A 12,750-nucleotide genomic window follows, 5' to 3' on the forward strand; every position below is an offset into this window, starting at 1 on the left:
AGGAGATACCGGTGAGCACTGCCACCCCCTTCACCCTCGACGACCTCACACGGATCCTGCGCGACGCGGCCGGCGTGACCGGAGAGATCGCTCCCGACCTGGAGTTCGAACTGCTGGGTTACGACTCGCTCGCCCTGCTGGAGACGTACACCCGCATCGAGCGGGAGTACGGCATCAGCCTCGACGAGGACGCCCTGGCCACCGTGCGGACGCCCGGCTCCCTGATCGAGGTCGTCAACACGCACCTGGCGGCCGTCGGCGCCGGCTGACGCCACCGCGACTCCGAACCCCTGCCCCTCCTCTCACCCCGGGAGATTCGACATGACACAAGACGGACGCAAGGTGGCCCTCGTGACCGGCGGCACCAGTGGGATCGGCCTGGCATCGAGCAGGCTGCTCGCAGAGCAGGGCCACCGGGTCTTCCTCTGCGCCCGCGACGAGGACGCGGTGACCCGCACCGTCAAGGAACTGGAGAACGCCGGCCACGACGCGGATGGCGTCGCGGCGGACGTGCGTCTCAGGGACGACATCAAGAACGTCGTCCAGGCGGCGGTCCGGCGCTTCGGCACCATCGACGTACTGGTCAACAACGCGGGCCGCAGCGGCGGTGGAGTGACGGCCGACATCACCGACGAGCTGTGGTTCGACGTCATCGACACCAACCTGAACAGCGTCTTCCTGATGACCCGCGAGGTGCTCACCAGCGGCGGCATGCGCGACAAGAAACGCGGCCGGATCATCAACATCGCCTCGACGGCGGGCAAGCAGGGCGTCGTCCTGGGCGCACCGTACTCGGCGTCCAAGCACGGCGTCGTCGGCTTCACCAAGGCGCTCGGCAACGAGCTGGCGCCGACCGGCATCACCGTCAACGCCGTCTGCCCCGGTTACGTCGAGACCCCCATGGCACAGCGCGTCCGCCAGGGATACGCCGACGCCTACGACACCACCGAGGACGCGATCCTCACCAAGTTCCAGGCCAAGATCCCCCTCGGCCGGTACTCCACGCCCGAAGAGGTGGCCGGACTCGTCGGGTATCTCGCGTCCGACACCGCTGCCTCCATCACCTCGCAGGCACTCAACGTCTGCGGTGGCCTCGGCAACTTCTGACGCCCCGCCGCTCGGCAGCCCGCAGACGCACCCAAGGAGATGAACATGACCGATCAGGCACCCCGCGAGGTGGAGCACGAGATCACCGTGCAGGCCGCCCCCGAGGACGTGTACCGGCTCCTGGCGGAGGTCGAGAACTGGCCGCGCCTCTTTCCCCCCTCGGTCCACGTGGAATACCTGGAGCGCAACGGCGACAGCGAGCGCATCCGCATCTTCGCCACCGCCAACGGCGAGGTGAAGAGCTGGAGTTCACGCCGCGAACTCGACGCGGAGAACCTGCGCATCACCTTCCGCCAGGAGGTCTTCACCCCTCCGGTCGCCGAGATGAGCGGCACCTGGATCCTTGAGCCGGTCCCCGCCGGACGGACCCGGGTACGGCTGCTGCACACCTTCCGTGCCGTCGACGACGACCCGGAGGGGCTGGCCTGGATCGACAAGGCCGTGGACACCAACAGCCGCGCCGAACTCCCGTCCCTGAAGGAGAACGTCGAACTTGCCGCGCAGCCCGACGAACGCACCCTCTCCTTCGAGGACAGCATCCGCATCAAGGGCTCCGCCAAGGACGTCTACGACTTCATCAACGAGGCCCAGCTGTGGGCCGAGCGGCTCCCGCACGTCGCCGAGGTACGGCTGACCGAGGACACCCCGGGCCTGCAGATCCTGCGCATGGACACGCTCACCAAGGACGGCTCCTCGCACACCACGGAGTCGGTACGGGTGTGCTTCCCGCACCACCGGATCGCGTACAAGCAGACGACTCTGCCCGCGTTGATGGACCTCCACACGGGCTGCTGGCAACTGGACGAGGACGCCGACGGCGTCACTACCGCCACCTCGCAGCACACCGTGGTCATCAAGACCGAGAACATCACCGGGATCCTCGGCCCGGACGCCGGCCTGACCGAGGCCCGCGAGTTCATCCGCGCCGCGCTCGGTACGAACAGCACAGCCACACTCGGACACGCCAAGGACTACGCGGAAGCGCGGCGCTGAGCCATGGACGAGGCAGGGGACACGGACGTCGTCGTGGCCGGCGCCGGCCCGGTCGGGCTCATGCTGGCCGGTGAACTCCGCTCCTGGGGCGCCCGGGTGACCGTCCTGGAACAGCTCGTCGAACCTACCACCGAGTCGCGGGCCTCCACCCTGCACACCAGGACCATGGAGATCCTCGACCGACGAGGACTCCTGGACCGCCTGGGCAGCCTGCCGAGCGGCGGCCCCGGCCACTTCGGGGGCCTGCCGCTCGACCTGACGGCCGCCGACCCGCGCCACCGGTACGCCGGCCAGTGGAAGTGCCCGCAGACCCGGATCGAGGCCGTCCTGCACGAATGGGCCACCGAGCTGGGTGCGAAGGTCCGGCGCGGGCACGTCGTGACCGGACTGACCCAGCACGACGACCGGGTCGAGACCCTGGTGATGCCGCTGGGCGGCACGCCCTACCGGCTGTCCGCCGCCTATCTGGTCGGCTGCGACGGCGAGTTGAGCACCGTACGGCAGCTCGCCGGGTTCGACCTTGAGGGCCAGGACGCCACCCGGGAGATGCTGCGCGCCGACGTCGCCGGCATCGACGTACCCGGCAGGCGCTTCGAGCGACTGCCGAACGGGCTCGCCACCGCGTTCCGCTGGCCCGAGGGCACCACCCGCGTCATGGTGCACCGCTACGGCGAACAGCCCCGGCCCCGCACCGGGGAGCCCGAGTTCGCCGAGGTCGTCGCCGCCTGGGCCGAGGTCACCGGCGAGGACATCGGCGCGGGGACCCCGGTCTGGCTGAACACCTTCGGCAACACCCGCCGCCAGGTCACCGCGTACCGGCGCGGCCGCGTCCTGCTCGCCGGGGACGCCGCCCATGTGCAGATGCCGGTCGGCGGCCAGGCGCTCAACCTGGGCCTGCAGGACGCGGCGAATCTCGGCTGGAAGCTGGGCGAGCGGATCACCGGCAGGGCCGGCGACGAACTGCTCGACAGCTACCACGCCGAACGCCACCCCACGGGCCGACGCACCCTCAACCACATCCAGGCGCAGGCGCGCCTGCTGCTCGGCGGCCCCGAGGTGGAGGCGCTGCGGACGATCTTCGGCGAGCTGCTGGAGAAGGACGCCGTCCGCCGCCATCTCGCCCGCGCCATCAGCGGCCTCGACACCGAGGAGACTCCGCCGCCCGCCGGGCGCGCTGCTCGCTCCTCCGCAACCCTTACGACACACGGGAGTTCCCCCATGAGCAGGCTCACTGGCAAGACGGCCCTCATCACCGGATCCGGCCGCGGGATCGGCCGGGCCACCGCACTCGAAATGGGACGCGAAGGGGCCCTGGTCGCCGTCCACTACGCGCGCAACGAGGAGGCGGCCCAGGAGACCGTCGCGCAGATCGAGAAGGACGGTGGCCAGGCCTTCGCGATCGCCGCCGAACTCGGCGTGCCCGGCGATGTGCACGAGCTGTTCCTCGGCCTGGAACAGGGGCTGAAGGAACGCATCGGCGAAGTGCGGCTCGACATCCTGGTGAACAACGCGGGGGAGACCACGGGCGGTGTCGCGCCCGAGGACGTCACTCCCGAACAGTTCGACCGCTACTTCGCCGTCAACGCCAAGGCGCCCTACTTCACCGTGCTGCGCGCCCTCGAAGTCATGCCGGAGGGCGGGCGGATCATCAACATCTCGTCGGGGCTCACCCGGTTCGCCAACCCCGAGCAGGTGGCGTACTCGATGACCAAGGGCGCCATCGAGCAGCTCACCCTGCACTTCGCCCGCCATGTGGCCCCCCGCGGCATCACGGTCAACACCGTGGCACCCGGCATCACCGACAACGGCAGCGCCGTCTTCGACATCCCGGAGGCGGTGGAGCAGATGGCCCAGCTCTCCGCGTTCAAGCGGGTGGGCGCGGCGAAGGACGTCGCCGATGTGGTGACCTTCCTCGCCACCGACGAGGCCCGCTGGATCACGGGTGCCTTCCTCGACGCGACCGGCGGGACCCTCCTCGGATGAGCGCGACCGCGGACACCCCGCGCACCGCCGTCGTCACCGGCGCCAACAAAGGCATCGGACGAGGAATCACCCGGCGCCTGGCCGAACTGGGCATGCGGGTCTATCTCGGAGCACGCGACGAGGAACGCGGCCTGGCGGCCGAGCGCGAACTGCGCGCCGACGGGCTCGACGTGCGCTTCCTGCACCTCGACGTCACCGACGAGACCTCGGTCGCCCAGGCGGCGAAACGGCTGGAGGAGGAGGTGAGCCATCTCGACGCCCTGGTGAACAACGCGGGCCTCGGCGGCTCCGCACTGCCTCCCAGCCAGGTCCCGGTCGCCGAGGTGCGGCGCACCTACGAGACGAACGTCTTCGGAGTCATCGCCGTGACCAACGCGCTGCTGCCCCACCTCAGGCGCTCCCCGGCCGGCCGCATCGTCAACATCAGCAGCGTCCTCGGCTCCCTCACCCACGCGGCGGCCCTGGAGGATCCGACCGGAGTCTTTCCCCCGGGCGTCTTCCCAGCGCTGCTGGAGTACAACACCTCGAAGGCCGCACTCAACGCCGTGACCGTCACGTACGCCAATGAGCTGCGCGGCACCGGAATCCTGGTCAACGCCGTCTCACCCGGCTTCGTGGCCACCGACATCAACGGCCACCGAGGAGTACTGACGCCCGAGGAGGGTGCGCGCATCCCGGTGCTGCTGGCCACCCTCGGCGAGGACGGCCCCACCGGAACCTTCGTCGGGGAGGACGCCACACCGACCGGCCAGCGGCTGTCGTGGTGACACCGACCCAATGACAACCAGCAACCCAGGACCGGGGGACAGACAGTGACCACCGTGCAGGCTCCGTCCGCGGAGACCGACCGGCTGACGGAACTGAGCGAACTGAAGGAACTGGCCCGGCACGGCCCGGACCTCAAGGCCACCGAGCGGCAGCACGCGAAGGGCAAGCTCACCGCTCGGGAGCGGATCGAACTCCTGCTGGACAAGGGGAGTTTCACCGAGATCGAGTCGCTGCGCAGGCACCGGGCGAGCGGCTTCGGCCTGGAGGCGAAGAGGCCGCACACCGACGGTGTGGTTACCGGCTGGGGCACCGTCGAGGACCGTACGGTCTTCGTGTACGCCCATGACTTCCGCATCTTCGGCGGCGCCCTCGGCGAGGCCCACGCCCAGAAGATCCACAAGATCATGGACCTGGCCCTCGCGGCCGGCGCGCCGCTGGTCTCGCTCAACGACGGTGCGGGCGCCCGCATCCAGGAGGGCGTCTCGGCGCTGGCCGGCTACGGCGGCATCTTCCGGCGGAACACCAGGGCGTCGGGGGTCATCCCGCAGATCAGCGTGATGCTCGGTCCCTGCGCGGGCGGAGCCGCCTACTCGCCCGCCCTCACCGACTTCGTCTTCGCGGTCCGGGACATCTCGCAGATGTTCATCACCGGTCCCGACGTCGTCCAGGCCGTGACCGGCGAGCAGGTCTCGCAGAACGGGCTGGGCGGTGCCGACGTCCACGGCGGGACGTCCGGTGTCGCGCATTTCGTGTACGACGACGAGGAGAGCTGCCTGGCGGAGGTCCGCTACCTGCTCTCCCTGCTGCCCGCCAACAACCGCGAGCTGCCTCCGGTGACGCACGGGGAGGACCCCGCCGACCGGCCCGGGGACGCACTGCTCGACCTGGTTCCGGCGGACGGGAACCGCTCGTACGACATCCGCGCGGTGATCGAGGAACTCGTCGACGACGGCGACTTCATGGAAGTCCACGCCGGGTGGGCGCCCAACATCGTCTGCGCGCTGGCCCGCCTGGACGGCCAGGTGGTCGGCATCGTCGCCAACCAGCCCGCGGCGATGGCCGGCGTCCTGGACATCAAGGCCAGCGAGAAGGGCGCGCGCTTCGTGCAGTTCTGCGACTCCTTCAACATCCCCCTGGTGACTCTGGTCGACGTGCCGGGCTTCCTGCCCGGGGTCGACCAGGAGCACGAGGGGATCATCCGCCGGGGCGCGAAGCTGCTGTACGCCTACTGCAACGCCACCGTGCCGCGGATCTCGGTGGTGCTGCGCAAGGCGTACGGCGGCGCGTACATCGTCATGGACTCGCGCTCCATCGGCGCCGACATCGCGTTGGCCTGGCCGGGCAACGAGATCGCGGTCATGGGGGCCGAAGGCGCGGCCAACGTGGTCTTCCGGCGCGAGATCGCCGCGGCCGAGGACTCCGAGGCCATGCGCGCGCGGAAGATCGAGGAGTACCGCAGCGAGCTGGTCCACCCCTACTACGCGGCCGAGCGCGGACTCGTCGACGACGTGATCGACCCGCGCGACACCCGGGCGGTACTGATCCGCTCCCTCGCCATGCTGCGCACCAAGGACGCCGAACTGCCGCGCCGCAAGCACGGAAACCCGCCGCAGTGACCTCCAGGAGGCCCAGATGAACGAGCTTCGACCGCCCTGCGGACTGCGGGTCGAGAAGGGCAGCCCCAGTGAGGAGGAGCTGGCCGCGCTCACCGTGGTGCTGCTCGCCCGGGCCGCCGCGGCCGGGCCCGGCCGACCCGCCCGGCACGGGCGGCGGACGGCCCACTGGCGCAGGCCCGAACGCGGCCCCGGCTTCGAAAGTCCCCGGGCCTGGCGGAACGGTATCCGCTGAAGCCCGGATGCCAACGATGAGCTGTCGACGAATGGGGACCAGGCAATGAACGTCGGATTTCTCTTCGACCTGCGCAATCCCGAGGAATGGAAGCGGCCCTGGGCGGACCACTACGCACGGGCCCTGGAGTTCTGCGAAGAGGCCGACCAACGCGGCGCGGGCGGTCTCTGGTTCACCGAGCACCACCTCTTCGAGGACGGCTATCTGCCGCAGCCGCTGACCTTCGCCGCGGCGGCCGCGGCCCGCACCCGGCACGCCCGGATCGGCACCTCCGTCCTGCTGCCCGCGCTGCGCAGGCCCGCACACCTCGCCGAAGAGGCCGCCGTCGTCGATCTGATCAGCGGCGGCAGGCTGGAACTCGGACTCGGCGCCGGCTATCGCGTGCCCGAGTACGCCCTGTACGAGGCCGACTTCAAGGGCCGGTTCGCGCGGACCGAGGAGAACATCCGCGAGGTCCGCAGGCTCTGGGAGGAGCAGGCCGTCACCCCGGTGCCGATCCAGGACCCGGTGCCACTGTGGGGCGGGTTCTACGGTCCGCGCGGTGCCCGGATCGCGGGTCGCCTCGGCATCGGGCTGCTCCACATCTCCCACGAGAAGTTCGAGCACTACCGCGCCGGCCTCGTCGAGGGAGGCCACGACCCGGACACCGCCCGGGTCTCCGACCTGCTGCCGATCATCCTCTCCGAGGACCCGGACGCCGCCTGGTCGCGGGTCGCCCCGTATCTGGCACACCAGGTCAACAGCTATCAGCAGGCATCCGTCGAGGGCACCGGCCGACCGAGGCCACCCGTCATCCACGCCGACGAATTCCGCGACCGCACCTCCAACGCTCCCTGGGGGGCGCTGAAGATCCTCACCCCCGAGGACGCCGCGGCGCAGATCCTGGAGATGACCAAGGGTCTGCCCGTCCAGCACCTCATCTTCTGGGCGAGCATCGCCGGCATGCCGGACGACCTGGTGGCCGAGAACATCCAGCTGGTCAGCGAGAAACTGCCGGCCCTGATCGGGTCATGACCGCGCTCTCCGCGTCGTCCGCCGCGAGTGCCGGGACGGGGAGCTGGGACCGGCGCCTGTGGGGCATCCTGTTCGTCCTCTCCGGCAACATGATCCTCGACGCTCTCGAAGTGTCCGTGGTTCTCGTCGCGCTGCCCACGATCAAAGCGGACCTCGGACTGTCGCTGTTCCAGGTCCAGTGGATGATGAGCGGCTTCGCGATCGGTTTCGCGACCCTGCTCGTGCTCGGTCCCCGAGTCAACGCTCGCTGGGGCCGGCGTCGTTCCTACCTCGGAGCCATGCTGCTGTTCGCGGCGGCCTCGCTCGCGGGCGGCCTGACCGACGACGCGACATTGCTCATCGCCACCCGCGTGGTCAAGGGAGGCTGCGCGGCACTGACCGCGCCGACCGGCCTCGCGATCATCAGCACCACCTTCGAGGAGGGACCCGGGCAGCGCCGGGCCGTCACGGTGTACTCCCTGTTCGGTGCCGCCGGGTTCACGGCCGGGCTGCTGCTCTCCGGAGTGCTGCTCCAGGCCGATTGGCACCTGACATTCCTCTTCCCCGCCCCGGTGGCGCTGGCGCTGCTGCTGTTCGGGCTGCGCCTCGTCCCACCCGACGCCGGCCGCGGCAGGGCTCCGCGAGTCAACGCCCGTGTGCTGCGCAACGGCCCTCTGCTGCGCGCCGCGCTGGGCGCGGCCACGCTCAACGGCACGTACCACAGCCTGCTGGTGATGATCACCTTCGAGTCCCGTGACCGGTTCGGCTGGGCTCCGTGGCAGACCGCGGTGGCCCTGCTGCCCGCGTGTCTTCCCCTGGCGGTGACCGTGCCTTTCGCGGGCCGCCTGGTCGCGCGGTTCGGCACGCCTAGGCTGATCGCGCTGGGCGCCCTCGCGACGTTCGCCGGGTGCGCGCTCCGCACCTGGCGTCCGGCGGACGCGTCGTACGCGACCGGGACGCTGCCGACGCTGCTGCTGCTCGGCGCGGGCTTCGTGTTCGCCTTCGCCGCGCTGAACGTCCAGGCCACCTCCACCGTCGCAGCACAGGACCGCCCCATGGCCGTCCCGCTCTACCAGACGGCGGTCCAGCTGGGGGCCATCGTGCTGCTCCCGTCGACCGCCCTGCTGCTCGCCTCCTCCGACAGTGACCGCCCGGCGCTGCTGCTCGTCCTGGCGGTCACCGGCGCGGGCCTGCTCGTCGCGCTGACGGGACTCCGCGGCTCCGCAGCGACACCACCCCGAAAGGTCTCACCGTGACATCACCACGAAAGGTTCTGCCATGACCGAGCGCATGACCGGGCGCCCCATATCGCTGCTCGTCATCGTCGGCAGCGTCCGCGACGGGCGGTTCGGGCCGACGGTGGCCGACTGGTTCGCCCAGCAGGCGCGGGCCCACGCCGACGTGGGTGTGGACGTCCTGGACGTACTGGACCATCCGCTGCCCCTGGTGATGCCCGAACCCGGGGCGCGGCCGCCGGCCGGGGTCGCGGAGATCCGTGACGCCGTGGCCGGGCGTCTCGCCGCCGCGGACGCCTTCGCCGTGGTGACCCCCGAGTACAACCACGCCTGCCCCGCCGCGCTGAAGAACACCATTGACTGGTTCTTCGACGAGTGGGCGGCCAAGCCGGTCGGGTTCGTCTCGTACGGGGGGATGGGCGGCGGGCTGCGTGCCGTGGAGCAGCTCCGGCAGGTCTTCGCCGAGCTGCACGCGGTGACCGTGCGCGAGTCCGTCAGCTTCCACAATGCCTGGGAACGGTTCGACGGCGACGGCAGGCCCAAGGACGCCGAGGATGCCGCGGGCGCGGCGAAGGTGATGCTGGACCGCCTCGTCTGGTGGGGACACACCTTGCGCGACGCGCGCGCCGAACGCCCCTACGAGCGCTGAGGGAGGGGCGCGATGACTCAGCGGACTCGGACGGCCCGTCAGGCCGGGCTCGACATGCCGGACCCACGGCGCCCGGACGTGGCGGCCGTCTTCGTCAGTCACTGGTACGTCCCGAACCGCGCGCGCGGGCTGGCCGACCTTCAGGACCTCGTCGGGCAGTGGAGCGCCACTCCGTGGCCCCCGGGTGTGCTGTCCTTCAGCTGCTTCCTCAGCACCGACGACGACACCGTGCTGACGTACACGCAGTGCGGTGAACCGGGCGCCTACCGGAGGATGCTGGACACGCTCGGCGGGGTGGCCCGGGCCGAGGCCGTCGAGTACCGGCCGCACCGCAGCGTGGTGCTCGACTCCGCGCCGCGGAAACCGGGTTGCGTGATCGTGGCCATGTTCGACGTGGACGGCCCGGACCGCCAGGAGCGGATCATCGAGTCCATCGCAGGCGCCGTCCAGGACCCGGCCGGCCGGCGGACTCCGGGGATGCTCTCGGCCAACTTCCACGCCAGCAAGGACGGCACCCGCGTGCTCAACTACGCGGAGTGGACGACCGACGAGGCGCACATCGCCTTCCTGGCGGGCGCGACGCACGTCACGACCCGCCGCGTCAGCGACGACACCCCCGGCGTACGGCCCATCGGCTTCAAGCGCTACCACCTCCACCGGAGCATCGGCGTCTGACGGACACAGTTCGAGGGGGCCGCCCGGCAGCTGCCGGGCGGCCCCCTCGAACTGTGTCAGCGCGTCAGGGTCGTGTGGTGGCGGTAGAGGGACCCCAGGTCGTCCTCGCTGTTGCCGACGTCCATGAGCATCGCCTTCGTCACGATCTGCATGTGCGTGATCGCCTGCTCCTCCGAGAGCCACTCCGAGAAGATCAGGACGCTCCTGCCGTCGAGGGCGATGTGGATGTTCGCCGCGATCGCTCCGGGGTAGGCACGGTCCGCGCCCGCGGCGGCCTCCTCGGCCTTCAGCAGATCGTCGATCCACTGCCGGGCCGCCTCGTGGCTCTCCATGGGAAACGCCGCGACCGGGAAACTCCGGGCGGGCGGCGGGGGGTCGCTCACGGCGGTCCCGCGGACGACCTGGTACAGCCGGTACGGCACCGGGCCGCCGGACCCGGCCGACGCGGCGCGGAATCCGCTCCCGTCCAGCAGGGACTTCTGGAGCGTCTCCTCGGAGGCCCACTGCTCGTAGGTCAGCACCTGGCCGTTCTGCGTGCTGGTGAAGCAGTTGACGGAGACGAGCCCCTCAGGCCACTCCGCGGACCGACAGTGCGACACGACGGCGTCGGCGACGGCCTCCTGATCTTCGCCGCCGCCGGAGTTCAGCACGCCGACGAGTACGGCGTCGACGTCGGGGCGGCTGATACGGGGAAGCGTGTCGGGCGTGCTGGACATCCACAACTCCTCAAGGCGTGGGACACGGCACTGCTCATTCCATTCTCCGCCGCACGGGAGTGAATTCGGCCGGGGGTCGGTCCAGGATGTCGACAAATGAATGTCAGTGGGCCGCCATCTCTGCAAAGACTTTTCAAGGAACGTCAATTCAACGCGAATTCTCTCCCGATGGAGGTGTGCCGAGCAGCAGGGCGGCGACCTGCTCGAAATAGGGCGTGATGTCGTTGACGCAGGCGTCGGAGAGCGCCGGGGTGTGGGCGATGGAGCGCGCCACGTTGATACCGAGCAGCCAGGCGGTGAGCAGCTCGGCACGCAATTCACGGTCGGGCAGGTCGACGAGTTCCTCGAAATTGCGCACGTAGGTGTCGTACAGCTGCGAGTTGAGCTGCTCGCGGCATTCCTGGCGGCTCGACGACAACAGGAGCGCGGTGAGCGGGTGTCCGCCCGCCGTCCCGTCCTCGTCCTGCCGCATGGTCGCGTGCAGGAGGCGGGTCGGCAGATAGGCCGGGCTGTCTTCGGCGGCGGTGTCCGACTGCTCCTCGACCAGTCGCGAGGCCTCTTCGAACAGCCGCTCCTTGGAGCCGAAGTAACGGAAGATCAGCTTCGGGTCCACACCCGCGTCGCCGGCGATGTCCCGCACACCGGTCGCGTCGTAGCCCAGAAGGGTGAATCGGGCCCGGGCCGCAGCCAGCAGCGCGGCTCTGGTGGCCGTGCGGTCCCGCTTGCGCTTTGGGGTCTGAGTCACCGGTGTCTCCCTGAAGTCAGCCGTCGTTGACATCGTAATGGAGGGCGCCTAGCTTGAACCAAGTCATCCGTTGGTGACTTAGTCGGCATGTCTGCCGTGCGGCGAGGTTCGAGGAGCTTCTTGATGAAGACGGTTGTGATCACAGGCGGGAACGACGGGATCGGACGGGGCCTGGCCCTCACGCGTCTGGAACGTGGAGACAAGGTCGTCGTGATCGGCCGCAGCGAGGAGAAGGGCAAGGGATTACTGGCGGCCGCCGACGAGCGCGGCGCAGGTGACCGTGCCTTCTTCATCGCTGCGGATCTGAGCCTGGTCGCCGAGAACCGGAGGGTCTTGGACGAGATCAAGGCCTCGTTCCCGGTCGTCGACGCGCTGGTGCTGTGCGCACGGTTCTTCCGCTCGGACCGCTTCCAGACCGCCGACGGCTACGAGAACACGTTCGCGCTGGAATACCTCAGCCGCTACCTCCTCAGCCACGGACTGACCGAGACGCTGGAGAAGTCCGAGGCCCCGGTCATCGTGAACGTCGCCGGCCCGGGCATCCAGAAGCCCGGCATCCGCTGGCAGGACCTCCAGTCGGAGCGCGGCTACAACGGCGTCGGCGCCCAGATGCAGGCGGGCACCGCCAATGACCTGCTCGGTGTCGCCTACGCAGCCGAGCACACCGGCCGCACGCGCTACGTGCTCATCAACCCGGGCAGCACCGCGACCAGCATCGCCGGACAGTACGACGCCATGACCAAGGCGCACGTCGACGCCCTGAAGCGGATGGGCAAGCCCGTGGCGCAGGCCGTCGCGCCCATCGACGCCGTCATCGACGCGCCGCCCGTCGAGCCGCTGAGCGCCTATGTGGAGGGCGAGCGGATCAGGGTCGACCACCCGGCGCTGTTCGACAAGGACGCCGCGGCACGCCTCGCCACCGTCACCGAGGAACTGCTGGCCCGCTGACCCGGTTCGTCGTCCGGCCGCCCCGTCCCGGTCTCCAGTGTCAGGGACGGGGCAGCCTGTGATCCCCGTGGAGCCCCCTCTCCACGGCCG

General features: G+C 70.1%; 14 protein-coding genes. 12 read left to right on the forward strand and 2 right to left on the reverse strand.

Annotated features, from left to right (window positions below; genetic code table 11):
- The first annotated feature begins 11 nt into the window (after positions 1 to 11).
- The 11 genes from AC31A1_RS14355 to AC31A1_RS14405 are packed head-to-tail and all read left to right on the forward strand — an operon-like array spanning position 12 to position 10,251.
- Positions 12 to 269, forward strand: coding sequence for an acyl carrier protein (locus AC31A1_RS14355; protein WP_393761313.1), 258 nt, complete (start codon positions 12 to 14; stop codon positions 267 to 269).
- 52 nt (positions 270 to 321) lie between these two features.
- A complete protein-coding gene (fabG, locus tag AC31A1_RS14360; protein WP_393761315.1) occupies positions 322 to 1,107 on the forward strand; it encodes a 3-oxoacyl-ACP reductase FabG in 786 nt (261 codons plus the stop codon).
- A 45-nt stretch (positions 1,108 to 1,152) separates the two neighbouring features.
- Positions 1,153 to 2,100 carry an aromatase/cyclase gene (locus AC31A1_RS14365; RefSeq protein WP_489653672.1) on the forward strand — a complete coding sequence of 316 codons (948 nt, stop codon included), beginning with the start codon at positions 1,153 to 1,155 and terminating at the stop codon, positions 2,098 to 2,100.
- 3 nt (positions 2,101 to 2,103) lie between these two features.
- Positions 2,104 to 4,083, forward strand: a complete 1,980-nt coding sequence (locus AC31A1_RS14370) for an SDR family oxidoreductase (RefSeq protein ID WP_489653673.1) — start codon at positions 2,104 to 2,106, stop codon at positions 4,081 to 4,083.
- Positions 4,080 to 4,850, forward strand: coding sequence for an SDR family oxidoreductase (locus AC31A1_RS14375; protein ID WP_489653674.1), 771 nt, complete (start codon positions 4,080 to 4,082; stop codon positions 4,848 to 4,850). The genes AC31A1_RS14370 and AC31A1_RS14375 overlap by 4 nt, the downstream gene beginning before the upstream one ends.
- A 54-nt stretch (positions 4,851 to 4,904) precedes the next feature.
- The gene (locus tag AC31A1_RS14380; RefSeq protein WP_489653675.1) at positions 4,905 to 6,467 is read left to right on the forward strand and encodes an acyl-CoA carboxylase subunit beta; all 1,563 of its coding nucleotides are present in this window, start codon (positions 4,905 to 4,907) and stop codon (positions 6,465 to 6,467) included.
- Between the two features lie 16 nt (positions 6,468 to 6,483).
- The gene (locus AC31A1_RS14385) at positions 6,484 to 6,699 is read left to right on the forward strand and encodes an acyl-CoA carboxylase subunit epsilon (RefSeq protein ID WP_489653676.1); all 216 of its coding nucleotides are present in this window, start codon (positions 6,484 to 6,486) and stop codon (positions 6,697 to 6,699) included.
- Positions 6,700 to 6,744: 45 nt separating this feature from the next.
- Positions 6,745 to 7,713 carry an LLM class flavin-dependent oxidoreductase gene (locus AC31A1_RS14390; RefSeq protein ID WP_393761327.1) on the forward strand — a complete coding sequence of 323 codons (969 nt, stop codon included), beginning with the start codon at positions 6,745 to 6,747 and terminating at the stop codon, positions 7,711 to 7,713.
- On the forward strand, positions 7,710 to 8,948 hold the full coding sequence (locus tag AC31A1_RS14395; RefSeq protein ID WP_489653677.1) for an MFS transporter: 1,239 nt from the start codon (positions 7,710 to 7,712) through the stop codon (positions 8,946 to 8,948). Before AC31A1_RS14390 ends, AC31A1_RS14395 begins: the two co-directional genes overlap by 4 nt.
- Positions 8,949 to 8,970: 22 nt before the next feature.
- Entirely contained in the window at positions 8,971 to 9,576 is a 606-nt protein-coding gene (locus AC31A1_RS14400) for an NADPH-dependent FMN reductase (RefSeq protein WP_393761331.1), read from the forward strand.
- A gap of 12 nt (positions 9,577 to 9,588) precedes the next feature.
- Entirely contained in the window at positions 9,589 to 10,251 is a 663-nt protein-coding gene (locus AC31A1_RS14405; RefSeq protein ID WP_489653678.1) for an antibiotic biosynthesis monooxygenase family protein, read from the forward strand.
- 56 nt (positions 10,252 to 10,307) lie between these two features.
- Here the strand turns inward: AC31A1_RS14405 and AC31A1_RS14410 are convergent, their stop codons facing one another.
- Together AC31A1_RS14410 and AC31A1_RS14415 are read right to left on the reverse strand one after the other, a co-directional pair.
- A complete protein-coding gene (locus tag AC31A1_RS14410) occupies positions 10,308 to 10,967 on the reverse strand; it encodes a hypothetical protein (protein WP_489653679.1) in 660 nt (219 codons plus the stop codon).
- Positions 10,968 to 11,115: 148 nt separating this feature from the next.
- A complete protein-coding gene (locus tag AC31A1_RS14415) occupies positions 11,116 to 11,712 on the reverse strand; it encodes a TetR/AcrR family transcriptional regulator (protein WP_489653680.1) in 597 nt (198 codons plus the stop codon).
- Positions 11,713 to 11,835: 123 nt separating this feature from the next.
- Between AC31A1_RS14415 and AC31A1_RS14420 the strand changes: the two genes are divergently transcribed.
- The gene (locus AC31A1_RS14420) at positions 11,836 to 12,660 is read left to right on the forward strand and encodes an SDR family NAD(P)-dependent oxidoreductase (RefSeq protein WP_489653681.1); all 825 of its coding nucleotides are present in this window, start codon (positions 11,836 to 11,838) and stop codon (positions 12,658 to 12,660) included.
- Positions 12,661 to 12,750: the final 90 nt, after the last annotated feature.

The sequence above is a fragment of the Streptomyces sp. P5F9 genome, assembly GCF_057961495.1.